This is a genomic window from Streptomyces sp. NPDC005494 (assembly GCF_042872025.1).
Taxonomy (GTDB): Bacteria; Actinomycetota; Actinomycetes; order Streptomycetales; family Streptomycetaceae; genus Streptomyces.
This window is the reverse complement of record NZ_JBIAJR010000001.1, coordinates 758,743-783,349: the sequence shown is the minus strand read 5'-3', so window position 1 is coordinate 783,349 and position 24,607 is coordinate 758,743. Positions and strand designations below refer to the sequence as shown.

Genomic DNA, 24,607 nt, shown 5'->3' with positions numbered 1-24,607 from the left:
CACGGGGCGCCGGCGGCCGGGCAAAGAGGCAGGAGAACCCGGGCGCGAAGGGCCGGCGGACGGGCGACGGAGGGCCCGCGGCCCGCGGCTCGGAGCGAGGCCCCCTGGCCGGATGACCGAGCCCCTGGACCGTGCCTGCCACGCGGCCCCTGGCCGGGTGACCGAGCCCCGGGACCGTGCCCGCCACGCGGCCCCGGGACCGTGCCCCCACGCGGCCCCGGGACCGTGCCCCCACGCGGCCCCTGGACCGTGCCCGCCATGCGTCGGTCCGGGGCAGCTCCGGCGGCGAGTGACAATGGACGGTATGCCTTCCGTACTGCCCGATGGTGAAGCCGTGCCCGACGACGGGGCGCTGCCCCGCCATGCCCTGGAAGGCGCCGCAGACCGACCGCTCGGCTTCTACCTGCATGTGCCCTACTGCGCCACCCGTTGCGGGTACTGCGACTTCAACACCTACACCGCGACCGAGCTGCGCGGCTCGGGCGGCGCCCTGGCGTCCCGCGACAACTACGCGGCCCACCTGATCCAGGAGGTCCGCCAGGCCCGAAAGGTGCTCGGCGACGACCCCCGGCCGGTCCGTACGGTCTTCGTCGGAGGCGGTACGCCGACCCTGCTGCCCGCCGCCGACCTCGTCGGGATGCTCGCCGCGATCCGTGAGGAGTTCGGGCTGGCGCCGGACGCGGAGATCACCACCGAGGCCAATCCGGAATCGGTGGACCCGGCGTATCTGGCCACCCTGCGGGAGGGCGGCTTCAACCGGGTCTCCTTCGGGATGCAGAGCGCCCGGCAGCACGTCCTGAAGGTCCTCGACCGCACCCACACCCCGGGCAGGCCGGAGGCCTGTGTCGCCGAGGCCCGCGACGCGGGTTTCGAGCACGTCAACCTCGACCTGATCTACGGCACACCGGGTGAGTCCGACGACGACTGGCGTGCCTCCCTCGACGCGGCGATCGGTGCGGGACCCGACCATGTGTCGGCGTACGCGCTGATCGTCGAGGAAGGCACCCAGCTCGCCCGCCGCATCAGGCGCGGCGAGGTCCCGATGACGGACGACGACGTCCACGCCGACCGCTATCTGATCGCCGACGAGGCCATGGCGGCAGCAGGCTTCTCCTGGTACGAGGTGTCGAACTGGTCCCGTACGCCCGAGGGTCGCTGCCTGCACAACGAGCTGTACTGGCGCGGGGCGGACTGGTGGGGCGCCGGACCGGGGGCGCACAGCCACGTCGGTGGCGTGCGCTGGTGGAACGTGAAGCACCCCGGGGCGTACGCCCAAGCCCTGTCCGAGGGGCGCTCCCCCGGAGCGGGCCGCGAGATCCTCGCCGACGAGGACAGGCGGGTCGAGCGCATCCTGCTGGAACTGCGGCTCGTCGAGGGCTGCCCGCTCTCCCTGCTGGCCCCCGCCGGGCTCGCGGCGGCCGGACGCGCGGTGGCGGACGGCCTGCTGGAGCCCGGGCCGTACGCGGAGGGCCGCGCGGTCCTCACCCTGAGGGGCCGCCTGCTGGCCGACGCCGTGGTCCGGGACCTGGTGGACTGAGCGCGCGGCTACGGGCCGCGCACGCATCCTCGACGGCAGGCCCATCCCCGGCGGCCGGCCCACGCATCCCCGACGGTTCGGCCCCCGCACGACCCCCCAGAGGGCCTCGGGCGGGGCTGTCAGTCCGGCAGCGTGACGAAGTCGATCAGCTCCTCGACCCGGCCGAGCAGCTGCGGTTCGAGGTCCTTGTACGAGCGGACCCCGGACAGGATGTGCTGCCAGGCCGCGCCCGTGTTCTCCGGCCAGCCCAGCGCCCGGCAGACGCCCGTCTTCCAGTCCTGGCCGCGCGGTACGACCGGCCACCCAGGGATGCCCACCGAGGAGGGCTTCACGGCCTCCCAGACGTCGATGTACGGATGCCCCACCACCAGCACGTGCGCGTCCGTGACCTGGGCGGCGATCCGGGACTCCTTGGACCCCGGCACCAGATGGTCGACCAGGACGCCGAGCCGGGCGTCCGGACCCGGGGCGAACTCCCGCACGATCGCCGGAAGGTCGTCGATCCCCTCCAGGTACTCCACGACCACGCCCTCGATACGCAGGTCGTCGCCCCAGACCCGCTCGACGAGCTCGGCGTCGTGCCTGCCCTCCACGTAGATCCGGCCCGCCCGCGCCACCCGTGCCCGCGCCCCGGGGACGGCCACCGAGCCCGACGCCGTACGGGAGGGGCGCGCGGGACCGCCGGCCGACGGGCGTACGAGGGTGACCACCTTGCCCTCCAGCAGGAAGCCGCGCGGCGGCATCGGGAACACCCGGTGCTTGCCGAAGCGGTCCTCCAGCGTCACCGTCGGGCCCTCGGCGGTCTTCTCGCACCGGACGACCGCCCCGCAGAAGCCGGTGACGGCCTCCTCGACGACCAGGTCGGGCTCGGCGGGCACCTCGGGGGCGGGGGCCGACTTCTTCCACGGCGGAGTCAGGTCCGGCTGGTAGCTGCGCATGGCAGCACGATAATCGGGGCCGCTTTCACGACACGCCGAAGCGCGCGGCCAGTTGATCGCGTTGTGCCCGCACGAACGCCGCGTCCACCACGGCCCCGTGCCCCGGGACGTACAGAGCCTGCTCGCCGCCCAGCTCCAGCAGCCGGTCCAGCGCGGCCGGCCAGTGCGAGGGGACCGCGTCCGGGCCCGCCTGCGGCTCGCCCGACTCCTCGACCAGATCGCCGCAGAGCACCACGACGGGGGAGCCCGGTACCAGCACCGCGAGGTCGTGCCCGCTGTGGCCGGGGCCCACATTGGCCAGCAGCACCTGGATACCGCCGCCGAGATCGAGCGTCCACTCGCCGCTCACCTGGTGCCGCGGCGCCACCAGGGCGTCCGTGGCCGCCGTGGCGTCCGCCTCGCTCATCCCGTGCCGCACCGCGTCCGCCCGCAGCTCCCCGGCGCCCCGCTCCAGGAGCGCGGCAGTGCCGACCGCCCCGTAGACCTCCGCCCCGGCGAAGGCGGCGGTGCCCAGCACGTGGTCGAAGTGCGGATGGCTGAGTGCGATATGCGTCACCCTCCGGCCCAGCATCGCCTCCGCCTGACTCCGCAGTTCGACCCCCTCCCGGAGCGTCGAACCGGTGTCGTAGAGCAGCACACCGTCCTCTCCGGCGACCAGCGCGGCGGTCGCGTCCCAGACGGGAAGGCGCCGCCGCCCCGTACCGTTGCCCAACCGCTCCCAGCCGAACTCTTCCCAAGCGACGTCCATACGACGACGCTATCGGCAACGACCTGCACCGTCGCGTGACAGCGTGGCCGGTCGCCCTTGCCCCCGGCCCACCCTGCCCCCGTACACTGAGCGGGGGGATCGCTGGCACTCGAACGCACAGAGTGCCAGGCAGACGCCGGAGAACCACAGCTGGAGGTGTGCGCGGTGCTCAGCGAACGCAGACTCGAAGTGCTGCGCGCCATTGTTCAGGACTATGTCGGCACCGAGGAGCCCGTCGGCTCCAAGGCGCTCACGGAGCGGCACAGCCTCGGGGTCTCCCCGGCCACCGTCCGCAACGACATGGCGGTGCTGGAGGACGAGGGCTTCATCGCCCAGCCGCACACCAGCGCCGGGCGCATCCCGACGGACAAGGGCTACCGGCTCTTCGTCGACAAGCTCGCGGGCGTCAAGCCCCTGTCGTCGCCCGAGCGCCGGGCGATCCAGAATTTCCTCGACGGCGCCGTCGATCTCGACGACGTCGTGGGCCGCACGGTCCGGCTGCTCGCGCAGCTGACCCGGCAGGTCGCCGTCGTGCAGTACCCCTCGCTGACCCGGTCCACGGTGCGGCACGTGGAGCTGCTGTCCCTGGCTCCCGCGCGGCTGATGCTCGTGCTGATCACGGACACGGGCCGGGTCGAACAGCGTATGATCGACTGCCCTGCACCGTTCGGTGACACGTCTCTGGCGGATCTGCGGGCCCGGCTCAACAGCCGGGTCGTCGGACGGCGCTTCGCGGACGTCCCGCGGCTGGTGCAGGATCTGCCGGAGTCCTTCGAGACCGAGGACCGTGGAACCGTATCCACGGTGCTCTCCGTCCTCCTGGAGACCCTGGTCGAAGAAACGGAGGAGCGGCTGATCATCGGCGGCACCTCCAACCTCACCCGCTTCGGGCACGACTTCCCTGTGATGATCCGGCCGGTGCTGGAGGCATTGGAGGAGCAGGTCGTCCTGCTGAAGCTGCTCGGTGAGGCAACGGATTCGGGCATGACCGTACGGATCGGGCACGAGAACGCCCACGAGGGCCTCAACGCCACGTCCGTCGTCGCGGTCGGCTACGGTTCGGGCGACGAGGCAGTCGCCAAACTCGGCGTGGTCGGACCGACCCGCATGGACTACCCCGGAACGATGGGAGCGGTACGCGCAGTGGCACGTTACGTCGGACAGATCCTGGCGGAGTCGTAAGTGGCCACGGACTACTACGCCGTACTCGGCGTGCGCCGCGACGCATCTCAGGACGAGATCAAGAAGGCATTCCGCAGGCTCGCCCGCGAGCTGCACCCGGATGTCAACCCGGATCCCAAGACCCAGGAGCGGTTCAAGGAGATCAACGCCGCTTACGAGGTGTTGTCGGACCCGCAGAAGAAGCAGGTCTACGACCTCGGCGGCGACCCGCTGTCGGCCTCGGGCGGCGGTGGCGGGGCCGGTGGCTTCGGTGCCGGCGGCTTCGGCAACTTCAGCGACATCATGGACGCGTTCTTCGGCAACGCGGCCCAGCGTGGGCCCCGTTCGCGGACCCGGCGCGGCCAGGACGCCATGATCCGGCTGGAGATCGACCTCAACGAGGCGGCTTTCGGCACGACCAAGGACATCCAGGTCGACACCGCGGTCGTCTGTACGACCTGCAGCGGTGAGGGGGCCGCACCCGGCACCTCCGCGCAGACCTGTGACATGTGCCGCGGCCGTGGCGAGGTCTCCCAGGTCACGAGGTCCTTCCTCGGCCAGGTCATGACCTCGCGTCCCTGCCCGCAGTGCCAGGGCTTCGGCACCGTCGTGCCGACCCCGTGCCCCGAGTGCGCCGGCGACGGCCGTATCCGCTCGCGGCGCACCCTCACCGTGAAGATCCCCGCCGGTGTCGACAACGGCACCCGGATCCAGCTCGCGGGCGAGGGCGAGGTCGGCCCCGGCGGCGGCCCCGCCGGTGATCTGTACGTCGAGATCCACGAGCTCTCGCACCCGGTGTTCCAGCGGCGCGGCGACGACCTGCACTGCACGGTCACCATCCCCATGACGGCGGCGGCCCTCGGCACCCAGGTGCCGCTGGAGACGCTGGACGGCCTGGAGGAGATCGACATCAGGCCGGGCACCCAGTCCGGCCAGTCGGTACCGCTGCACGGGCGCGGCATCACGCACCTGCGCGGTGGCGGGCGCGGCGACCTCATCGTGCACGTCGAGGTCATGACCCCGACGAAGATGGACCCCGAGCAGGAGCGCCTCCTGCGGGAGCTGGCCAAGCTGCGCGGCGAGGAGCGGCCCACGGGCCAGTTCCAGCCGGGGCAGCAGGGGCTGTTCTCCCGCCTGAAGGACGCGTTCAACGGCCGCTGAGCCCTGCCACCACGACGCCCGCCGGCCCCCGTACCGGCGGGCGTCGCGGTGTCCGCAGGTACGGAGACCGGCGGGCGTCGCCGTGTCCGCAGGTACGGGGACCGGCGGGCGTCGCGGTGTCCGCCGCGGCGCTCCCGCCGCGGGCAAGGGCCGATTCGGAACGATCCGCCGGACATGGCACGATGTGGTCATGTCCTCGCCCCTCACCGATCTCTGCCGGTACCCGATCGTGCAGGCCCCGATGGCGGGGGGCGTCTCCCGGCCGGAGCTGGCCGCCGTGGTCTCGGAGGCCGGAGGGATGGGGTTCCTCGCCGCCGGCTACAAGACGGCGGACGGGATGTACAACGAGATCGAGCAGCTCCGGAGGATGACCCGCCGGCCCTTCGGCGTGAACCTCTTCATGCCGCAGCCACCGGTCGCCGACCCCAGCGCCGTCGAGGTCTACCGCAATCAGCTGGCCGGTGAGGCCTCCTGGTACGGGACCCCTCTCGGCGACCCGGACGCCGGCGGGGACGACGGCTACGACGCCAAGGTCGCGATCCTGCTGGACGCCCCCGTACCCGTGGTCTCCTTCACCTTCGGCTGCCCCTCCCGCGAGGTCCTCGACGCGTTCGCAGCCGCCGGCACGTGCACCGTCGTCACGGTCACCTCGGCCCAGGAGGCACGCAACGCCCAGTGGGCGGGCGCCGACGTCCTCTGCGTCCAGGGCACGGAGGCGGGCGGTCACCAGTCCACGCACCGGGACGACCCCCAGGGCGGCCTCTCCGGCACCGGACTGCTCGCCCTGATCGCTGAGATCCGCGAGTCCGTACGTCTGCCGGTCGTCGCCACCGGTGGTCTGATGCGCGGTGCCCAGATCGCGGCGGTCCTGGCCGCCGGGGCCGACGCCGCGCAGCTCGGCACGGCCTTCCTGCCCTGCCCCGAGTCGGGGGCGCACCCGCTGCACAAAGAGGCCCTGACCAACCCGCTGTTCGTGACCACGGCCCTGACCCGGGCCTTCTCCGGGCGCCCCGCGCGCGGGCTGGTCAACAGGTTCGTACGGGAACACGGTCCGTACGCCCCCGCCGCCTACCCGCAGGTGCACCAGCTGACCAGCGGGCTGCGCAAGGCTGCGGCCCAGGCCGGGGACGCCCAGGGCATGGCCCTGTGGGCCGGCCAGGGGCACAGGCTGGCACGCGAGCTGCCCGCCGGGGAACTCGTGGGCCTGCTCGCGGCAGAAACGGAAGCCGCGCGAGCGGCAGTGAGTGTGAGGAGTGCCCAGTGACGGCACCGGTCTTCGTCGTCGAACACCTGCCCGGCGGGCCCGAGTTCGTCCTGGAGGGGCCCGAGGGGCGCCACGCCGTGTCCGTGAAGCGGCTGAACCCCGGGGAGGACGTCGTCCTCACCGACGGACGAGGGCGCTGGGCCGAAGGCGTCGTACGGACGGCCGAGGGCAAGGACCGGCTCGTGGTCACGGGCCTGGAGACGGTGCACGAGGAGCCCGCGCCCACCCCGTTCGTCACCGTCGTCCAGGCGTTGCCCAAGGGGGACCGGGGCGAACTCGCCGTGGAGACGATGACCGAGACAGGTGTCGACGCGATCGTGCCGTGGCAGGCCGCGCGCTGCATCACGCAGTGGAAGGGTGACCGGGGGCTCAAGTCGCTGGCCAAGTGGCGCAGCACCGCCCGCGAGGCCGGAAAGCAGTCGCGCCGGGTGCGCTTCCCCGAGGTCGCGGACGCCATGACCACCAAGCAGGTCGCCGCTCTGCTGGCGGGCGCGGACTTCGCGGGCGTCCTGCACGAGGACCGGGAGAGCGGAAGCGAGCCGCTGGCCACCGCCGAACTCCCCGCCACCGGCACGATCGTGCTGGTGGTGGGCCCCGAGGGCGGGGTCTCGCCCCAGGAGCTCGCCGCCTTCGCCGACGCGGGAGCACCTCCGTACCGGCTCGGCCCCAGCGTGCTGCGCACCTCGACCGCGGGGACGGCCGCGGCGGCACTGCTGATGGGACGCACCGGGCGCTGGAGCTGAGAGGCGGGCCGGGCCCGCGTCGCGCCGCCGGGCCGGCCGCCGTAGCGGGCACGCAGGAGGCGTCCGCCCGCCGCCGGTGTCTCCGCGTGCCGCTGCCGCCGCGGGCGCGGTGCGCGGACCCCGGCCCGATAGCATGCGGTGTACCGATCACGAGGACCCTACGAGCGAGGAGGCCGGGCCATGGCGGGAGAGCCGCAGACCGACTGCCTGTTCTGCAAGATCGTCACGGGGGACATCCCGGCGACCATCGTCCGTGAGAGCGAGACGACCGTCGCCTTCCGCGACATAAACCCCCAGGCTCCCACCCACGTCCTGGTCATCCCGAAGGCGCACTACCCCGACGCCGCCTCGCTCGCCGCGGCCGAACCGGGGATCGCCGCCGACGTCATGCGCGAGGCCGGCCTGGTCGCCGCCGACGAGAAGATCACCGACACCGGCTACCGCATCGTCCTCAACACGGGCGCGGGCGCGGGACAGACCGTCTTCCACGCGCACGCGCACGTCCTGGGCGGGCGCGGAATGCAGTGGCCCCCCGGCTGACGTCGTGTCCGTACGAGAACTCGTGGTCCTCGGCACCGCCAGCCAGGTCCCGACCCGCCACCGCAACCACAACGGCTACCTGCTGCGCTGGGACGGTGAGGGGATCCTCTTCGACCCGGGCGAGGGCACCCAGCGCCAGATGCTGCGGGCGGGCGTCGCCGCCCACGACATCGACCGGATCTGCGTCACGCACTTCCACGGCGACCACTCGCTGGGCCTCGCGGGAGTGATCCAGCGGATCAATCTCGACCAGGTGCCGCACCCCGTCACCGCCCACTTCCCGGCGAGCGGACAGCGCTTCTTCGACCGGCTGCGGTACGCCACCGCCTACCGCGAGTCCGTGGAGCTGAACGAGGCGCCGGTCGCGGCCGACGGGGTCCTCGCCACGACTGCCGCGTACACCCTCGACAGCCGGAAGCTCTCGCATCCCGTCGAGTCCTTCGGCTATCGCCTCACCGAGCCCGACCGGGTGCGGATGCTGCCCGCGAAGCTGGCCGGGCACGGCATCGCGGGACCCGACGTCGGACGGATCCAGCGGGACGGCGCGCTGCGCGGCGTCACGCTGGACGAGGTCTCCGAGACCCGCCGCGGACAGCGGTTCGCGTTCGTCATGGACACCCGGCTCTGCGACGGCGCGTTCGCACTCGCCGAAGGATGCGACATGCTGGTCATCGAGTCGACGTTCCTCGACGAGGACGGCCGGCTCGCCGCGGACCACGGTCACCTCACCGCGGGCCAGGCCGCCCGGGTGGCGAAGGAGTCGGGCGTGCGGCACCTCGTGCTGACGCACTTCTCCCAGCGCTACAGCGACCCCGATGCCTTCGAGCACCAGGCCAGGGCGGCCGGCTTCGAAGGCGAACTGACCATCGCCCAGGACCTGATCCGGGTCCCCGTACCCACCCGCCACACGTAACGAGAACCCCGTGCACCTCCCCAAAGCCGAACTCCACCTCCACATCGAAGGGACCCTCGAACCCGAGCTGGCCTTCGAGCTCGCCGCCCGCAACGGCGTGGAACTGCCCTACGCGGACACCGAAGAGCTGCGCACCGCCTATCTCTTCGACGACCTGCAGAGCTTCCTCGACCTCTACTACGCCCTCATGGCGGTACTGCGCACCGAGGACGACTTCGCCGCACTCGCCGACGCCTACCTCACCCGCGCCGCCGCCCAGGGCGTCCGGCACGCCGAGATCTTCTTCGACCCGCAGGCCCACACCGACCGGGGCGTCCCGATCGGCACCGTCGTCGAAGGGCTCGGCAGGGCGCTGGACCGCAGCGAGGAGAAGCACGGCATCTCCACCCAGCTGATCATGTGCTTCCTGCGCGACAAGTCCGCGGAGTCGGCGCTGGAGACGCTGGAGGCGTCGAAGCCGTTCCTGCACCGCATCAGCGCGGTCGGCCTGGACTCGGCGGAGGTGGGCCACCCGCCCGCCAAGTTCCGCGAGGTGTACGCCGCCGCCACGGCCCTCGGGCTGCGCAAGGTCGCCCACGCGGGCGAGGAGGGTCCGCCGGAGTACATCCGGGAGGCCCTCGACGTCCTCGGCGTCGAGCGCATCGACCACGGCCTGCGCTGCATGGAGGACCCGGAGCTGGTGGACCGGCTGGTCTCCGAGCGGATCCCGCTCACGCTCTGCCCGCTGTCCAACGTGCGGCTGCGCGCCATCGACGTCCTGGAGCAGCACCCGCTGCGGGCCATGATGGACGCCGGGCTGCTCTGCACGGTGAACTCCGACGACCCGGCCTACTTCGGCGGATACGTCGGAGACACCTTCCACGCCGTCCACGAGGCGCTCGGCCTGGACCGTGAACAGCTGCGCACGCTGGCCCGGAACTCCTTCGAGGCGGCCTTCCTCGACCACGACGAGGAGCGCAGGGCGCGTTACCTCTCCGAGGTCGAGGCGTACGCGTTCGACTGACCCGCACCTCCGGCCGGTCCGGCCGTCCGGAACGCGCTCCGCACCAGCCGCCTGCGCCGCAGCGCCGGCACGCTGATCTCCGCGACCGCCTGCTCCGGCGCGCCCAGCTTGGGCACCGCGCCGGACAGGCTGTTGGTCGTCGCGGCGAGCAGTGCGGCCGGGGCGCCGCCCCTGCGCCGGACGGAACCCGGCACCAGCGGGCGTCCGCCGGTGTGCAGTGCCACCGCGGTGACCGGAGCCGCGACGAGCAGCGTGGCGGCCCCCAGGATCAGGCCCATCACCGCGTAGCCCGCCTGCTCGGAGAGCACACTGCCGAGCAGGGGGCCGCAGGCCGTGCCGACGGACGAGGCCGAGCCGGCGAGGACCGCCCACCGGCCGCGGACGTCCAGGGAGGCCGCCAGGCCGATCAGGTACGACAGGACCACCGGGTAGAAGGTGTTCCAGGCGATCTCGCCGGTCGCGAACGCCCCGAGGTCCTCGGCCGAGGAGCTGAGCACGATGCTCCCCGCGATGATCATCGTCCCGAGGCCGATCGGCACGGCACGCCCGAGACGGGACCCGAGCATTCCCGCTCCCATGACACCGAGCAGCCCGGCGCCCAGCGCCGCGGCGAACACGGCGCCGATGGTCACCTCGGAGAGCCCGACCTGGACGGCTCCGATGCGGCTGCTCACGCCCCACAGGGCGTTCTGGGCCATGGACCAGACGAGCATCCCGCCCGCCAGCACCAGGCCCGATCGCCGGTGCGGGAGGCGGCCCTGCACCGTGGACGTCTCGCCCACGGCGGCCGGGCCGCCCAGCCGGGAGGTGGCGGGCCAGACGAGCAGGGCGACCAGCGCGATGGAGGCGAAGGGCAGCCGGTGCCCGCCGCCGAGGTGGGGGACCGTCAGATAGAGGGCCCCCGCCGTCGCCGAGACGCTGAGGAGCCCGAGCGACGAGGTTCGGTGCGGGTCGCGCTGCGCCGCGATGCCCGACGCGGCGACGGCGGTCGCCGTGCCCGAGCCGAAACCGCCGACGACCACACCCGCGACGACCAGCGGCACCGAGGTGGTCAGCGCGGCGCAGCCGTAGCCGAGCACCGCCAGCACCAGACCTGCCCGAGCGGGTCCGCGCGCCCCGAATCTCTCGACGCGGCCCGCCAGGGTGAAACCGGCCGATGCCGAGCTCAGCAGCAGGGCGCTGCCGACCAGACCGGCCTGTGCCGAACTCAGCCCGAGATAGGTGCTGAGGCGGCCGACGATGGTGGGGAGGAGATAGGCGGCGAGGTAACCGGCGGTGAACACGGCGACCAGGGGCCACGCGGCGCGAGGGCGCGAGGACATGGGCGTTCCTGAAGACATGCCAGAGGAGGCAGAAGAAGAGGGGAGGGTACGGCGAGGTGGAGCAGGGGAGGGTACGGCGAGGTGGAGCAGGGGAGGGTGATGCGAGGAGAAGCGGGGGAATGCCGGAGAAGCGGCACTCGTCGTCAACTGTCCCGAACGGTGCGCGCGGGCCAATTTGTATCAAGCGCGCACAGGCAGCGGAAAGCCGGACTGATGTGATCTGGATCACGTTTATGTTTATGCATGACCCGTCCGGGTACTAGCGCATGTTTATGCAGGTCGGAGTGGCTGTACGCGGTCCGGCGCGGACCCTCCGGACGGTCGGGCGAATCGGGCACACTGGCCGGATCCCGCACTGTTCAGAACATCCTCGCCCGGGGAGCGCACGGTGAGCACACTTGATCCAGGCATCGACCCGCTGTACGGGCTGCGCGCCCCGCAGGACCCCGCCTGCGACGTCTTCCTGACCGGCACGGTCTTCCTCGACATCATCTTCACCGGCCTGGACTCCGCGCCGGTGCGCGGAACCGAGTCCTGGGCGCGGGGGATGGGCTCCAGTCCCGGCGGCGTCGCCAACATGGCCACCGCCCTCGCCCGCCTCGGCCTGCACACCTCACTGGCCGCCGCCTTCGGGGACGACCACTACGGAGAGTATTGCTGGGACGCCCTCGAACAGGGTGAGGGCATCGACCTCTCCCTCTCGCGCACCGTCCCCGGCTGGCACTCGCCCGTCACCGTCTCCATGGCGTACGAGGGCGAGCGCACCATGGTCTCGCACGGCCACGAGGCCCCCGCCCCCGCGGGACCCGCCGTGCCCGGCCGTACGCTCCCCCACCGCCTGCCCCGCGCCCGCGCCGCCGTCGCCTCGCTGGTCCCCGGCCGCAGCGAGCCCTGGGTGGCCCGTGCGGCCCGCGACGGCGCGATGGTCTTCGCCGACGTCGGCTGGGACGAGACCGGCCGCTGGGACCTGGACGCCCTGCCCGACCTCGACCACTGCCTGGCCTTTTTGCCCAACGCGGAGGAGGCCATGCGCTACACCCGGACCGACTGCCCGCGCGCCGCCGCACACGCGCTGGCCGAGCGGGTTCCGCTGGCCGTGGTCACCCTGGGTGCCGAGGGCGCCTACGCGGTCGACCGGGAGGCCGGGACCGCCGCCGAGGTGCCCGCCATCGAGGTGGAGGCCCTGGACCCCACCGGCGCGGGCGACGTCTTCGTCGCCGGCTTCCTGACCGGGACCCTGGCCGGCTGGCCGCTCGCCGACCGCCTCGCGTTCGCCGGGCTGACGGCGGCCCTCTCGGTGCAGGAGTTCGGCGGGTCCCTGTCCGCGCCCGGCTGGGCCGAGGTCGCCGGATGGTGGCAGCAGGTGCGCACCTGCGCGGACCAGGACCCCGCGGCGCTGGAGCGCTACGCCTTCCTGGAGGAGCTGCTGCCCGGCACCTGCCGGGCCTGGCCGCTGCGCCGCGCCGTCCCGACCATCGGCTTCCGGCAGTGAGGCGCTGATGATCACCGGGTAAAACCTCTCGGCGTTGTCGGCGGGGAGTCGTACGCTGGTAGTCCAGAGGCGGTCGAGCAGCGACGGCCCTGCAACGGGAGGTATGCGCAGGCCCGAGGGCCGGCCCATGACTCAGTCACCTACACAGCCGCAGGCTCGCGCCAAGATCAGCATCCCGGCCGCGCATCCCATGGTGATGCTCCTGGGGTCCGGCGATTCGTTGCTGCGCGTGATCGAAACGGCGTTCCCGGCCGTCGACATCCATGTCCGGGGAAACGAGATAAGCGCGACTGGAAGCGCGGCCGACGTCGCACTCATCCAGCGCCTTTTCGACGAGATGGTGCTGGTGCTCCGCACCGGGCTGCCGATGACGGAGGACGCGGTGGAACGCTCGATCGCCATGCTCAGGGCGAGCGGGAACGGCAACGGGGACGGCGCCGAGACCCCGGCGGAGGTGCTCACCCAGAACATCCTCTCCAGCCGGGGCCGCACGATCCGCCCCAAGACGCTCAACCAGAAGCGGTACGTCGACGCGATCGACAAGCACACCATCGTGTTCGGCATCGGTCCCGCGGGTACCGGAAAGACCTACCTGGCGATGGCCAAGGCGGTCCAGGCCCTGCAGTCCAAGCAGGTCAGCCGGATCATCCTGACCAGGCCCGCCGTCGAGGCGGGGGAGCGGCTCGGCTTCCTGCCCGGCACGCTCTTCGACAAGATCGACCCGTATCTGCGCCCGCTCTACGACGCCCTGCACGACATGCTCGACCCCGACTCGATCCCCCGGCTCATGGCCGCGGGAACGATCGAGGTCGCGCCGCTGGCGTACATGCGAGGCAGGACCCTGAACGACGCCTTCATCATTCTCGACGAGGCGCAGAACACCAGCGCCGAGCAGATGAAGATGTTCCTCACCCGCCTCGGCTTCGACTCGAAGATCGTCGTCACCGGTGACGTCACCCAGGTGGACCTTCCGGGCGGCACCAAGAGCGGTCTGCGGCAGGTCCAGGAGATCCTGGACGACGTCGAGGACGTGCACTTCTCCCGGCTCACCTCGCAGGATGTCGTCCGGCACAAGCTCGTCGGCCGTATCGTCGACGCGTACGAGAAGTACGACAACGCGGACGGCCGCAACGGCCGCAGAGGGAAGTAGTCGCAGCGCACCATGTCGATCGACGTCAACAACGAGTCCGGAACCGAGGTCGACGAGCAGGCGATCCTCGACATCGCCCGCTACGCCCTCGCACGGATGCGGATCCATCCGCTGTCCGAACTGTCGGTGATCGTGGTGGACACCGCCGCCATGGAGCAGCTCCACATCCAGTGGATGGACCTGCCGGGCCCGACGGATGTCATGTCCTTCCCGATGGACGAGCTCCGTCCCCCGGCCAAGGACGACGAGGAGCCCCCGCAGGGGCTCCTCGGTGACATCGTGCTCTGCCCGGAGGTCGCCAAGAAGCAGGGCGAGGACGCCGAGACGCAGCACTCCATGGACGAGGAGCTCCAGCTCCTGACCGTCCACGGGGTGCTGCACCTCCTCGGCTACGACCACGAGGAGCCGGACGAGAAGGCCGAGATGTTCGGCCTCCAGGCGGCGATCGTGGACGGCTGGCGCGGCGAGCGCGGGCTGACCGGTCCGTCCCCGGCCCCCACCGTCTCGTGAGCGTCCCCCTCGTCTCCGGAGCCGTCCTGCTGATCGTCGTGGGCTGGCTCGCCGCCTGTGCCGAGGCCGGGATCGCGCGCACGTCGAGCTTCCGCGCCGCCGAGGCCGTCCGGGCCGGGCGCCGCGGCAGCGCCAAGCTGGAACAGGTCGCCGCCGACCCCACCCGCTATCTCAACGTCGCGCTGCTCGTCCGGGTGGCCTGCGAGATGTCGGCCGGTGTGCTCGTCACATACGCCTGCCTCCAGGAGTTCACCGAGACGTGGCAGGCGCTGGCCGTCGCCATGGGCGTCATGGTCCTCGTCAGTTACGTCGCCATCGGGGTCTCGCCGCGCACCATCGGCCGTCAGCACCCGCTGAACACCGCCACGGCCGCGGCGTACGTCCTGCTGCCGCTGGCCAGGATCATGGGGCCGGTTCCCCAGCTCCTGATCCTCCTCGGCAACGCGCTGACCCCCGGCAAGGGCTTCCGCAAGGGCCCCTTCGCCAGTGAGGCCGAACTGCGCGCCATGGTCGACCTCGCCGAGCAGGAGTCGCTCATCGAGGACGAGGAGCGCCGCATGGTGCACTCGGTCTTCGAGCTCGGCGACACCCTCGTACGCGAGGTGATGGTGCCGCGCACCGACCTGGTCTGCATCGAGCGCTACAAGACGGTCCGTCAGGCGCTGACCCTCGCGCTGCGCTCGGGCTTCTCCCGGATCCCGGTCACCGGCGAGAACGAGGACGACATGGTCGGGATCGTCTACCTCAAGGACCTCGTCCGCAAGACGCACGTCAACAGGGACGCGGAGGCGGACCTGGTCTCCACCGCGATGCGGCCCGCCGCCTTCGTCCCCGACACGAAGAACGCCGGTGACCTGCTGCGCGAGATGCAGCAGGACCGCAGTCACGTCGCCGTCGTGATCGACGAGTACGGCGGCACGGCGGGCATCGTCACCATCGAGGACATCCTGGAGGAGATCGTCGGTGAGATCACCGACGAGTACGACCGGGAACTCCCCCCGGTCCAGGAGCTGGAGAACGGCTGCTTCCGGGTCACCGCCCGGCTCGACATCGGCGACCTCGGCGAGCTGTTCGGCCTCGACTCGTACGACGACGAGGACGTGGAGACGGTCGGCGGCCTGCTGGCCAAGGCGCTCGGGAGGGTACCGATCTCCGGCGCCACCTCGATCGTCGACCTCCCCGACGGACGCAAGCTCCGGCTGACCGCGGAGTCCCCGGCGGGCCGCAGGAACAAGATCGTCACGGTACTGGTGGAACCGGAGGGGACGGAGCCGGCATGACCCCCCAGGAGCTGCGCGCCCTGTGCCTGGAGTTCAACGCGGGCGTCGAGGAGTTCCCCTTCGGACCCGAGGCCTCGGTCTTCAAGGTCCTGGGGAAGATGTTCGCGCTCAGCGTGCTGGACGCGCGGCCCCTGAAGGTCAGCCTCAAATGCGATCCGGACGAGGCGCTGCGCCTCCGTGAGAAGTACACCGCGATCGTCCCCGGCTACCACCTGAACAAGCGGCACTGGAACACCGTGACCGTCTCCGAGCTCCCGGACCGGATGGTCCGGGAGCTCGTGGAGGACAGTTACGACCTGGTGGTGGCCGGCCTCCCCAAGGCGCAACGGCTGCGCCTGGACCGGCCGTAGCCCCACCCGGACCTCCGGCGGACTCAGGCGGTCCTGCGCAGACCGGCCGCCACCAGCAGTCCCGTCGCGACCAGGATCGCCGCCGCCGCGGCCACCACCAGCCGGACGCCGCCGAACAGCGAGCCCTGCGTGGTCGACAGCACACCCAGCAGCGGGATGCCCACCGTGATACCCACCTGCTGGGTCGTGGTGACCAGCCCGGTCGCCAGTCCCTGCTCCTCGTCCGGGACGCCGGAGGTCACGGTCAGCCCGTACGAGATGATCGCGCCCAGGTGGCAGGCGCTCGCCAGCGACACCGCCACCGTGGCGAGCAGGACACCCGAGTCCTCGCCCAGACCCAGCAGGGCGGCGATGAACGCACCCTGGCCCAGCAGCGACAGCACCAGCGTCCGGCGAGCCCCGAACCGGCCCACGATCCGCGCGGCGTACATCCCGGCGGCCACCGACGCCAGGCCCTGGATCCCGAAGACGAGCCCGGTGCCGAGCGCCGACAGGTGCAGCAGATCCTGGAGGTAGAGCGTCAGGACGAAGACGATGGTGCTCATCATCGAGAAGGTCGCCAGACCGCCCAGGTTCCCGAAGGCGACCGTCCTGCGCCGCAGCATCGGCAGGGAGACCAGCGGGGCCGCCGAGCGCGACTCGAAGACCACGAACGCGACCAGCAGGGCGACCCCCAGCACCAGGGTGACCCGGACGTCCGCACCGCCGAAGCCGCGCTCGGCGGCCGTCGACAGGGCGTAGATCAGGGAGAGCAGCCCACCGGTGACCGTGACGGCCCCGGGCACGTCGAGCTTCGGCCGTTGCGGCGTACGCGACTCGGTGAGCAGCTTCGGCGCCAGCAGCAGCACGACGACCGCCGCGCCGGCCAGCAGGGCCATCGTGGAACGCCAGCCCAGCGTGTCGGTGAGCACACCGCCCGAGACCATGCCGATGGTGAAGCCCAGCGAGAGCAGGGTTCCGCTGATGCCCAGCGCCCGGTCCCGCAGCGGGCCCTCCGGGAAGGTCGTGGTCAGCAGGGACATCCCGGTCGGCACGATCACGGCCGCCCCGAGCCCCTGGAGCGCCCGGCCGGCCAGGAACGACGCGGGGTCCCACGCCAGCGTGGCCAGCAGCGAGGCGGCCCCGAAGACGGCCAGGCCGGTGAGGAACAGCCGGCGCCTGCCGTAGAGGTCAGCGATCCGGCCGAAGAGCAGCAGGAACCCGCCGGACGGCAGGGCGAAGGCCGTGACGGCCCACTGGAGTCCGGACCGGCTCAGACCGAGGTCCTCGCCGAGGACGGGCAGCGCCACGTTCAGGACGGAGAAGTCGAGCGCCACCATGAACTGGGCGGCGCACAGCACGAAGAGCACCAGGCGGGCCCGGCCGGAGAGCGAGGGCGCGGCCTCGGCCGCCGGGCCAACGGTGCCCGGGGGAGCGGAAGTCGGGGATTCGATTGCCATGTCCCACAGCGTGGGCGGGCCGGAATATCCGTGGGGAGCGGCAACTTATCCTGTTGGCCGCACCACCAGCCAGGAGCGCATCGGCCGCACCACCAGCCAGGAGCACACGGACACCAGGGGGAGTACGTGGCCTCACCGGCCCAGCACAGCAACGCGGTTCGTGACAGTACGGCCCGGGCCGCCACCGGCGACAAGGCCCATCGCCTCGCGGAACTGCGAGAGTTCCTGCGGAGCCGCCGGGCCAGGGTCAGCCCGGCCGACGCCGGACTGCCGGACGGCGGGGCCCGCCGGCGTACGCCCGGACTGCGCCGGGAGGAGGTCGCCGTCCTCGCGGGCGTCGGCGTCTCCTGGTACCAGTGGCTCGAACAGGGCCGCGACATCACCGTCTCGCCGCAGGTCCTGGACTCCGTCGCCAGGGTGCTGCGCCTCAGCAGCGCGGAGCGCCGCCACCTCTACGCCCTGGCCGGGCTCAACCCGCCCGCCCCGGAGGTCGATCCGGCCCATCGCGACATGTGCGAGGGACTGACCAGGCTCATCGACGCCTGGATGCCCTTCCCGGCCCACATCATGGACCGGTACTGGAACACCGTGCTCTACAACGACGCGGCGTCGGCGGTGCTCGGCATGCGCCCCGGGATCGTGCAGAACTGCATGATCGCGTTCTTCACCGACCCGGTGTACCGGGCCAGATCGAAGCACTGGGAGACCATCGCGGGCCAGGTCGTCGCCCAGTACCGGGCAGCCTGCTCCGACCACCCCGAGGACGAGGGGTTCCGGGCCGTGGTCGACGAGGCGAGGGAACTCAGCGCCGAGTTCGCGGCGCTCTGGGACCGGCGGGACGTCACCCCGGGCGGCCAGGTCCGCAAGGAGCTCACCCACCCGCTCGTCGGCACCCTGCGCGTGGAGTCCACCCAGCTGCGGGTGCCCGCACGCCCTGACCTCGTGATCGTCCTGCACACCCCGCTCCCGGACACCGGGACCGAGGCCAAGCTCCAGTGGCTGGCGTCGCCCGAAGGACGGCGAGGCTCGATGTACCCCGTCCCGGGGTGAGCGGACCCCGTCGCGGTGGGCGCGCCGGGCCGCTTCGTATGCTCAGCACATGACCGAAGACAACGCCCTGGGCGCCGAGGACCGCAAGATCGTCACGCTGGCCCGCAGTGTCCGCGCCAGGAACGCGGTGCCGGAGGGCGCCGCCGTGAGGGACGAGACCGGACGGACGTACGCCGCCGGCACCGTCGCCCTGGAGTCGCTGAAGCTCAGCGCGCTCCAGACCGCCGTCGCGATGGCCGTGGCCAGCGGTGCCACTTCGCTGGAGGCCGCGGCCGTCGTCTCCCAGGCCGACGCCGCCTCCGACGCCGACCGCGCCGCCGTCCGTGACCTGGGCGGCCCGGACACGCCCGTGCTGCTCGCGGGCCCCGACGGCACCCTGCGATCCACGATCACCGCGGGCTGAATCGGGGGCGGGCTCGCCCTGCTGTGCATCGCCGCCGCCGGGATCGGGGAGAATGGGCGCCATGAGCGCTCGACCGAACACCGAAGCCGCTGCGCAGCAGGCTGAGAACACCGCCCCCCACCGGGCCGGCTTCGCCTGCTTCGTGGGCCGCCCCAACGCGGGCAAGTCCACCCTCACGAACGCTCTGGTCGGTCAGAAGGTGGCGATCACCTCCAACCGCCCCCAGACCACCAGGCACACGGTGCGGGGCATCGTGCACCGTGACGACGCCCAGCTGATCCTGGTGGACACGCCCGGTCTCCACAAGCCGCGCACCCTGCTCGGCGAGCGGCTGAACGACGTCGTACGGACCACCTGGGCCGAGGTCGACGTCATCGGCTTCTGCCTGCCCGCCGACCAGAAGCTCGGCCCCGGCGACAAGTACATCGTCAAGGAACTCGCCGGGATCAAGAAGACCCCGAAGATCGCGATCATCACCAAGACCGACCTGGTCGAGTCCAAGGCGCTCGCCGAGCAGCTGCTCGCCGTCTCCGCCCTCGCCGACGAGCTCGGCTTCGAGTGGGCCGAGATCATCCCGGTCTCCGCGGTCAAGGACCAGCAGGTCGGTCTCCTCGCCGACCTGATCGCCCCGCTCCTGCCCGAGAGCCCCCCGCTCTACCCGGAGGGCGACCTCACCGACGAGCCCGAGATGGTCATGGTCGCGGAGCTGATCCGCGAGGCCGCGCTGGAAGGCGTACGCGACGAGCTGCCGCACTCCATCGCGGTCGTCGTCGAGGAGATGCTGCCCCGCGAGGACCGTCCGGCGGACAAGCCGCTGCTCGACATCCACGCGAACGTCTACATCGAGCGGCCCAGCCAGAAGGGCATCATCATCGGCCCGAAGGGCAAGCGGCTCAAGGACGTGGGTACGAAGTCGCGCAAGCACATCGAGGCGCTGCTGGGCACTCCGGTCTTCCTGGACCTGCACGTGAAGGTCGCCAAGGACTGGCAGCGCGACCCCAAGCAGCTGCGCAAGCTGGGCTTCTGAGGCCGAGCGGTCCGGAGAGCGCGAGCCGCCCCGGTGAGAGCGGAAGACCCGGGTGGGCGCGGCAGACCGCGCGGCCCGGGCTCCGGGCGGACACCTCCCGGGCGCAGGCCCGGGAGAACTCCTCCCGGGCCTACGCGCCTTCCTTCAGGACCCGGGAGATCAGCGTCCGCTGGGCCTCGGTCAGCCGTGGGTCCGCGCAGTCGACCGCCCGGTCGCCCACCGTGATCCGATAGCGGAAGCCGTCCGGCACCCCCGCCGTCGGGCCGTCCCGCCCGGAGGCGAGCGCCGCCTCGGCCAGGGTCTCCCACTCGGCCGCGTCGGGCCGCCCTGCCGTGTCGACCTCGCCGCGGCGTGCGATGCCGGCGAAACCGCCGGTACGGCTCACCTGAATGCGCATGCGTCCTGCTCCTGCCTGGCCCCGTCCGGACGGGGCCGGCTCGTATCTACCCGGTCAGCGTGTCGGCACGCCCACCTCCGACCATGCCTTCAGCACCGCCTCGGCCTCGTCGCCCTCGCCGAACCTGTGCCGCGCCGCCGCGACGGTCAGCTTGGCGAAGTCCGTGAACGACGCGTCCTGGGCGAGTTCGCCGCCGGTCAGGACGTCGAACCAGATCCGGCCGGCCCGCTCCCAGGCGTTGCCGCCCAGCGCCGTGGCCAGCAGGTGGAAGGCGCGGTTGGGGATGCCGGAGTTGATGTGGACCCCGCCGTTGTCGTCCTCCGTCTCGACGTAGTCGTCCATCGAAGCGGGCTGCGGGTCCTTGCCGAGCACGTCGTCGTCGTACGCCGTGCCCGGGGCCTTCATCGAGCGCAGCGCGACGCCGCTGACCCGGGGGGCGAGCAGTCCCTCGCCGATCAGCCAGTCGCCCTGGTCCGCGCTCTGGCCCAGCGAGTACTGCTTGACCAGGGAGCCGAAGACGTCCGACACCGATTCGTTGAGGGCGCCCGACTGGCCCTCGTACGCCAGGTTGGCGGTGTACTGGGTGAGTCCGTGCGCCAGCTCGTGGGCGATCACGTCGATCGCGAGGGTGAAGTCGAGGAAGATCTCGCCGTCGCCGTCCCCGAAGACCATCTGCTCGCCGTCGAAGAACGCGTTGTTGTACCTCTCGTCGTAGTGCACGGAGCCGATGAGGGGCAGCCCCTTGCCGTCGATCGAGCTGCGGCCGTACTCCGTGAGCAGCAGGTCGAAGGTGGCGCCCAGTCCCGCGTACGCGCGGTTGACGCTGGCGTCCCGGGTCGGTTCGTCCCCTTCGTCGCGGACCCTGTGGCCCGGCAGGTCCGTGCCGTGCCGGCAGTCGTACAGGGTGCGGTGGGGCTTGCTGGGGACCGCGGCGGAGGTGCGGGCCGCCTGGGGGGTCCAGGCCAGCGCGGTCACCCGCCGGTGGTGGCGCCGGGCCGCGTCGGCCTCCAGGGTGCGCCGTGCGGGGTCGGCCAGGAGCGGGTCGTCGGCCTGGGACAGCTTGTCGAGGACGTGGGGCGGCACGATCGTGCAGAAGACGGGCCGGAGCCCGTTGTTCGGTCGAGGCTGCATGCAAACGACTGTGGCACTCCGTCACCTCGCTGTCACTAATTGCGATTGCGATTGACGAAATAGAGTGATGTATCACCGTTCTGCCTTCACGAGGGCGTGATCCCGCATACTGATACGGACCGACGCACCAGGCGCCCCTCGGTTAGTGTTGCCGCATCATGCGTTTCGGGCTGCTCCTTCTTAGCTGCCGCGGCGAGGGCCTGTAGTCGTAGGCCGGCTCCCTCCCCGCGGAGTTCGCTGTTGCAGCGACACAGTCGGCCGCCCCTGCTGGACCTCAGAGGAGCCCTACGCCATGACCGCAGTGAACCCTTCCGCGAACGCCGATGCCGCCACCCCCGTGGGTGGCCCCACCCCGGTCACCAACGCGACGCAGCTGCAGAAGCCCTCCGGGATGCCGGTGCACAAGTACCGCGGGTACGAGGCCGTGGACATCTCCGGCCGCACCTGGCCGGACAACCGCATCACGCGGGCGCCCCGCTGGCTGTCCACCGACCTGCGTGACGGCAACCAGGCCCTGATCGACCCGATGTCCCCGGCCCGCAAGCGCGAGATGTTCGATCTGCTCGTACGCATGGGCTACAAGGAGATCGAGGTCGGCTTCCCGTCCTCCGGTGAGACCGACTTCGCGTTCGTGCGCTCCATCATCGAAGAGGGCGCGATCCCCGAGGACGTGACGATCTCCGTCCTGACGCAGGCCCGCGAAGAGCTGATCGAGCGCACCGTCGAGTCGCTGGTCGGTGCCCGCCGCGCCACCGTCCACCTGTACAACGCCACCGCCCCCACCTTCCGCCGCGTGGTCTTCCGCGGCTCGAAGGAGGAGGTCAAGCAGATCGCCGTGGACGGCACACGGCTGGTCATGGAGTACGCGGACAAGATCCTGGGGGACGAGACGATCTTCGGTTACCAGTACAGCCCGGAGATCTTCACCGACACCGAGCTGGACTTCGCCCTGGAGGTCTGCGAGGCCGTCTGTGACGTCTGGCAGCCGGAGGAGGGCCGCGAGATCATCCTCAACCTGCCCGCCACCGTGGAGCGTTCCACTCCCTCCACCCACGCGGACCGCTTCGAGTGGATGTCGCGCAACCTGTCCCGCCGTGAGTACGTCTGCCTGTCGGTCCACCCGCACAACGACCGGGGCACGGCCGTGGCCGCCGCCGAGCTGGCCATCATGGCCGGCGCGGACCGCATCGAGGGCTGCCTGTTCGGCCAGGGCGAGCGCACCGGCAACGTCGACCTGGTCACCCTGGGCATGAACCTCTTCTCCCAGGGCGTCGACCCGCAGATCGACTTCTCGCAGATCGACGAGATCCGCCGCACCAGCGAGTACTGCAACCAGATGGAGGTCCACCCGCGCCACCCCTACGCGGGCGACCTGGTCTACACCGCCTTCTCCGGCTCCCACCAGGACGCCATCAAGAAGGGCTTCGACGCCATGGAGGCCGACGCCGCCTCCCAGGGGAAGACGGTCGACGACATCGAGTGGGCGGTGCCGTACCTGCCGATCGACCCGAAGGACGTCGGCCGGTCCTACGAGGCCGTCATCCGGGTCAACTCGCAGTCCGGCAAGGGCGGGATCGCCTACGTCCTGAAGAACGACCACAAGCTGGACCTGCCGCGCCGCATGCAGATCGAGTTCTCCCGGATCATTCAGGCCAAGACCGACGCCGAGGGCGGCGAGGTCACGCCGGCCCAGATCTGGTCGACCTTCCGGGACGAGTACCTGCCGAACCCCGAGAACGCCTGGGGACGCGTGCAGATCCGTTCCGGCCAGACCACCACCGGCTCCGACGGGCAGGACACGATCACCGTCGAGGCCACGGTGGACGGCACGGACACGGTGCTGACCGGCACCGGCAACGGACCGATCTCCGCGTTCTTCGAAGCGCTGCAGGCCATCGGCATCGACGCCCGTCTGCTGGACTACACCGAGCACACGATGAGCGAGGGCGCGAGCGCGCAGGCGGCCTCCTACATCGAGTGCGCCATCGACGGCAAGGTGCTGTGGGGCATCGGAATCGACGCCAACACCACGCGCGCCTCGCTCAAGGCCGTGGTCTCCGCGGTCAACCGCGCGACCCGCTGACACCGGCGGGCGGCATGACGGACAAACGTCCTACATGACGCCGAACCGACCGGCCCGGGAACCCCGTTCACCCTCCGAGGGTGGGCGGGGTTCGGCCATCTCCCGGTGTTGTGACGTCCGGGATACTGACGCCACATCACGCATGTGGCTAACATCACGTCCAACCCGGCAATGTTGCCTGGGGGTACCTCCCGTGCCCGAAGGGCTACGGGGGAGTTACGGAGGTGTGCGACGTGCGGACAGCCAAAGGACAAAGCGCCACGAAGCTGCGCATCTGCGGCATTCGCACCGTCTGGGACACCGTCGGTGACGGCGAGTTCTTCTGCCCGGGCTGCGGAGGCGATCGCAACTACCGGCGTCTCACCGGCCGCCACCGCCTCACGGTCCTCGGTCTGCCCCTGCTGAGCCGGGGGAGCGCGGGACCCGTCGTCGAATGCGCCGCGTGCCGGGCGCACTTCGCGACCGACACCCTGGACCGCCCCACCACCACCCGTTTCTCCGCGATGCTCCGCGAGGCCGTGCACACGGTCACGCTCGCCGTGCTCGCGGCCGGCGGCACCACCTCCCGTACGGTCCTGGAGACCGCGGCTGCCGTCGTGCGCGACGCCGGGCTCGACGACTGCACCCAGGAGCAGCTCTTCACCATCGTCGAGGTGCTCGCCGCCGACACCGGCCCCGGCGGCACGTCCGATCCCGCGGCCGAAGCCTGCGGCGCGGCCCTCGCCATAGAGCTGCACGAGGTCCTCGAACCCCTCGCACCCCACCTGGCCGTCGCCGGCCGCGAGGGCGTCCTGCTGCGGGGCGCCAGGATCGCGCTCGCCGACGGACCGTACAGCCAGGCGGAGCGCGAGGTGCTGACCATGGTCGGCGGCGCGCTCCAGCTCTGCCCCGCAGACACCGCGGAGCTGCTCGCCGCGGCCGCCCGTACGCCCTCGTAGGCCGCTGCTGCACCCCACACGGCTCCC

24 protein-coding genes are annotated in these 24,607 nt (G+C 71.6%); 18 read left to right on the top strand and 6 right to left on the bottom strand.

Annotated features, from left to right (window positions below; genetic code table 11):
- Positions 1 to 304: 304 nt before the first annotated feature.
- Positions 305 to 1,537, top strand: coding sequence for a radical SAM family heme chaperone HemW (gene hemW, locus ACFYQ6_RS03605; RefSeq protein ID WP_361571233.1), 1,233 nt, complete (start codon positions 305 to 307; stop codon positions 1,535 to 1,537).
- 119 nt (positions 1,538 to 1,656) lie between these two features.
- Here the strand turns inward: hemW and ACFYQ6_RS03600 are convergent, their stop codons facing one another.
- Complete coding sequence (locus tag ACFYQ6_RS03600) at positions 1,657 to 2,475, bottom strand: DUF3097 domain-containing protein (RefSeq protein ID WP_361571232.1); 819 nt, start codon at positions 2,473 to 2,475, stop codon at positions 1,657 to 1,659.
- A 25-nt stretch (positions 2,476 to 2,500) separates the two neighbouring features.
- The gene (locus ACFYQ6_RS03595) at positions 2,501 to 3,223 is read right to left on the bottom strand and encodes an MBL fold metallo-hydrolase (RefSeq protein WP_388760211.1); all 723 of its coding nucleotides are present in this window, start codon (positions 3,221 to 3,223) and stop codon (positions 2,501 to 2,503) included.
- Positions 3,224 to 3,388: 165 nt separating this feature from the next.
- Between ACFYQ6_RS03595 and hrcA the strand changes: the two genes are divergently transcribed.
- From hrcA to ACFYQ6_RS03560, 7 genes are all read left to right on the top strand, one after another.
- Positions 3,389 to 4,405, top strand: a complete 1,017-nt coding sequence (gene hrcA / locus ACFYQ6_RS03590) for a heat-inducible transcriptional repressor HrcA (protein WP_014156352.1) — start codon at positions 3,389 to 3,391, stop codon at positions 4,403 to 4,405.
- A complete protein-coding gene (gene dnaJ / locus ACFYQ6_RS03585; RefSeq protein ID WP_356735219.1) occupies positions 4,406 to 5,545 on the top strand; it encodes a molecular chaperone DnaJ in 1,140 nt (379 codons plus the stop codon). It abuts the gene before it with no gap.
- Positions 5,546 to 5,735: 190 nt separating this feature from the next.
- The gene (locus tag ACFYQ6_RS03580) at positions 5,736 to 6,809 is read left to right on the top strand and encodes a nitronate monooxygenase (RefSeq protein WP_388760207.1); all 1,074 of its coding nucleotides are present in this window, start codon (positions 5,736 to 5,738) and stop codon (positions 6,807 to 6,809) included.
- Complete coding sequence (locus ACFYQ6_RS03575; protein WP_361571227.1) at positions 6,806 to 7,552, top strand: 16S rRNA (uracil(1498)-N(3))-methyltransferase; 747 nt, start codon at positions 6,806 to 6,808, stop codon at positions 7,550 to 7,552. The genes ACFYQ6_RS03580 and ACFYQ6_RS03575 overlap by 4 nt, the downstream gene beginning before the upstream one ends.
- 180 nt (positions 7,553 to 7,732) lie before the next feature.
- On the top strand, positions 7,733 to 8,092 hold the full coding sequence (locus ACFYQ6_RS03570) for a histidine triad nucleotide-binding protein (RefSeq protein ID WP_361571225.1): 360 nt from the start codon (positions 7,733 to 7,735) through the stop codon (positions 8,090 to 8,092).
- Positions 8,093 to 8,096: 4 nt separating this feature from the next.
- On the top strand, positions 8,097 to 9,005 hold the full coding sequence (locus ACFYQ6_RS03565) for a ribonuclease Z (RefSeq protein WP_388760203.1): 909 nt from the start codon (positions 8,097 to 8,099) through the stop codon (positions 9,003 to 9,005).
- A 10-nt stretch (positions 9,006 to 9,015) separates the two neighbouring features.
- On the top strand, positions 9,016 to 10,008 hold the full coding sequence (locus tag ACFYQ6_RS03560; protein ID WP_361571222.1) for an adenosine deaminase: 993 nt from the start codon (positions 9,016 to 9,018) through the stop codon (positions 10,006 to 10,008).
- Here the strand turns inward: ACFYQ6_RS03560 and ACFYQ6_RS03555 are convergent.
- Positions 9,972 to 11,330 carry an MFS transporter gene (locus tag ACFYQ6_RS03555; protein ID WP_388760200.1) on the bottom strand — a complete coding sequence of 453 codons (1,359 nt, stop codon included), beginning with the start codon at positions 11,328 to 11,330 and terminating at the stop codon, positions 9,972 to 9,974. The genes ACFYQ6_RS03560 and ACFYQ6_RS03555 overlap by 37 nt on opposite strands.
- Positions 11,331 to 11,718: 388 nt before the next feature.
- Between ACFYQ6_RS03555 and ACFYQ6_RS03550 the strand changes: the two genes are divergently transcribed.
- The 5 genes from ACFYQ6_RS03550 (at position 11,719) to ACFYQ6_RS03530 (ending at position 16,112) form a co-directional block, all read left to right on the top strand.
- Positions 11,719 to 12,822, top strand: coding sequence for a PfkB family carbohydrate kinase (locus ACFYQ6_RS03550; RefSeq protein WP_361571217.1), 1,104 nt, complete (start codon positions 11,719 to 11,721; stop codon positions 12,820 to 12,822).
- A 127-nt stretch (positions 12,823 to 12,949) separates the two neighbouring features.
- Positions 12,950 to 13,972, top strand: coding sequence for a PhoH family protein (locus ACFYQ6_RS03545; protein ID WP_361571214.1), 1,023 nt, complete (start codon positions 12,950 to 12,952; stop codon positions 13,970 to 13,972).
- 12 nt (positions 13,973 to 13,984) lie between these two features.
- Complete coding sequence (gene ybeY, locus ACFYQ6_RS03540) at positions 13,985 to 14,482, top strand: rRNA maturation RNase YbeY (protein WP_277334053.1); 498 nt, start codon at positions 13,985 to 13,987, stop codon at positions 14,480 to 14,482.
- Positions 14,479 to 15,762, top strand: a complete 1,284-nt coding sequence (locus ACFYQ6_RS03535; protein WP_361571212.1) for a hemolysin family protein — start codon at positions 14,479 to 14,481, stop codon at positions 15,760 to 15,762. Before ybeY ends, ACFYQ6_RS03535 begins: the two co-directional genes overlap by 4 nt.
- Positions 15,759 to 16,112 (top strand): MmcQ/YjbR family DNA-binding protein, encoded by a 354-nt coding sequence (locus ACFYQ6_RS03530; RefSeq protein ID WP_361571210.1) that lies wholly within the window; start codon positions 15,759 to 15,761, stop codon positions 16,110 to 16,112. The genes ACFYQ6_RS03535 and ACFYQ6_RS03530 overlap by 4 nt, the downstream gene beginning before the upstream one ends.
- A gap of 23 nt (positions 16,113 to 16,135) precedes the next feature.
- Here ACFYQ6_RS03530 and ACFYQ6_RS03525 read toward each other — a convergent pair whose 3' ends face one another.
- Complete coding sequence (locus ACFYQ6_RS03525) at positions 16,136 to 17,551, bottom strand: MFS transporter (protein ID WP_361571207.1); 1,416 nt, start codon at positions 17,549 to 17,551, stop codon at positions 16,136 to 16,138.
- A 126-nt stretch (positions 17,552 to 17,677) separates the two neighbouring features.
- Between ACFYQ6_RS03525 and ACFYQ6_RS03520 the strand changes: the two genes are divergently transcribed.
- The 3 genes from ACFYQ6_RS03520 to era are packed head-to-tail and all read left to right on the top strand — an operon-like array spanning position 17,678 to position 20,031.
- Entirely contained in the window at positions 17,678 to 18,601 is a 924-nt protein-coding gene (locus ACFYQ6_RS03520) for a helix-turn-helix transcriptional regulator (protein ID WP_388760195.1), read from the top strand.
- A 49-nt stretch (positions 18,602 to 18,650) separates the two neighbouring features.
- Positions 18,651 to 19,004: a cytidine deaminase gene (locus tag ACFYQ6_RS03515; RefSeq protein ID WP_361571202.1), complete on the top strand. Its 354-nt coding sequence runs from the start codon at positions 18,651 to 18,653 to the stop codon at positions 19,002 to 19,004.
- A 52-nt stretch (positions 19,005 to 19,056) separates the two neighbouring features.
- Entirely contained in the window at positions 19,057 to 20,031 is a 975-nt protein-coding gene (gene era / locus ACFYQ6_RS03510; protein ID WP_356735247.1) for a GTPase Era, read from the top strand.
- 130 nt (positions 20,032 to 20,161) lie between these two features.
- Here the strand turns inward: era and ACFYQ6_RS03505 are convergent, their stop codons facing one another.
- Complete coding sequence (locus tag ACFYQ6_RS03505) at positions 20,162 to 20,428, bottom strand: protealysin inhibitor emfourin (RefSeq protein WP_361571199.1); 267 nt, start codon at positions 20,426 to 20,428, stop codon at positions 20,162 to 20,164.
- Between the two features lie 54 nt (positions 20,429 to 20,482).
- The gene (locus tag ACFYQ6_RS03500) at positions 20,483 to 21,559 is read right to left on the bottom strand and encodes a M4 family metallopeptidase (protein WP_361571196.1); all 1,077 of its coding nucleotides are present in this window, start codon (positions 21,557 to 21,559) and stop codon (positions 20,483 to 20,485) included.
- A 292-nt stretch (positions 21,560 to 21,851) separates the two neighbouring features.
- On the opposite strand from ACFYQ6_RS03500, the gene leuA reads away from it, so the two are divergent.
- Complete coding sequence (leuA, locus tag ACFYQ6_RS03495) at positions 21,852 to 23,642, top strand: 2-isopropylmalate synthase (protein ID WP_356735253.1); 1,791 nt, start codon at positions 21,852 to 21,854, stop codon at positions 23,640 to 23,642.
- Between the two features lie 233 nt (positions 23,643 to 23,875).
- On the top strand, positions 23,876 to 24,580 hold the full coding sequence (locus tag ACFYQ6_RS03490) for a TerB family tellurite resistance protein (protein WP_388760189.1): 705 nt from the start codon (positions 23,876 to 23,878) through the stop codon (positions 24,578 to 24,580).
- Positions 24,581 to 24,607: the final 27 nt, after the last annotated feature.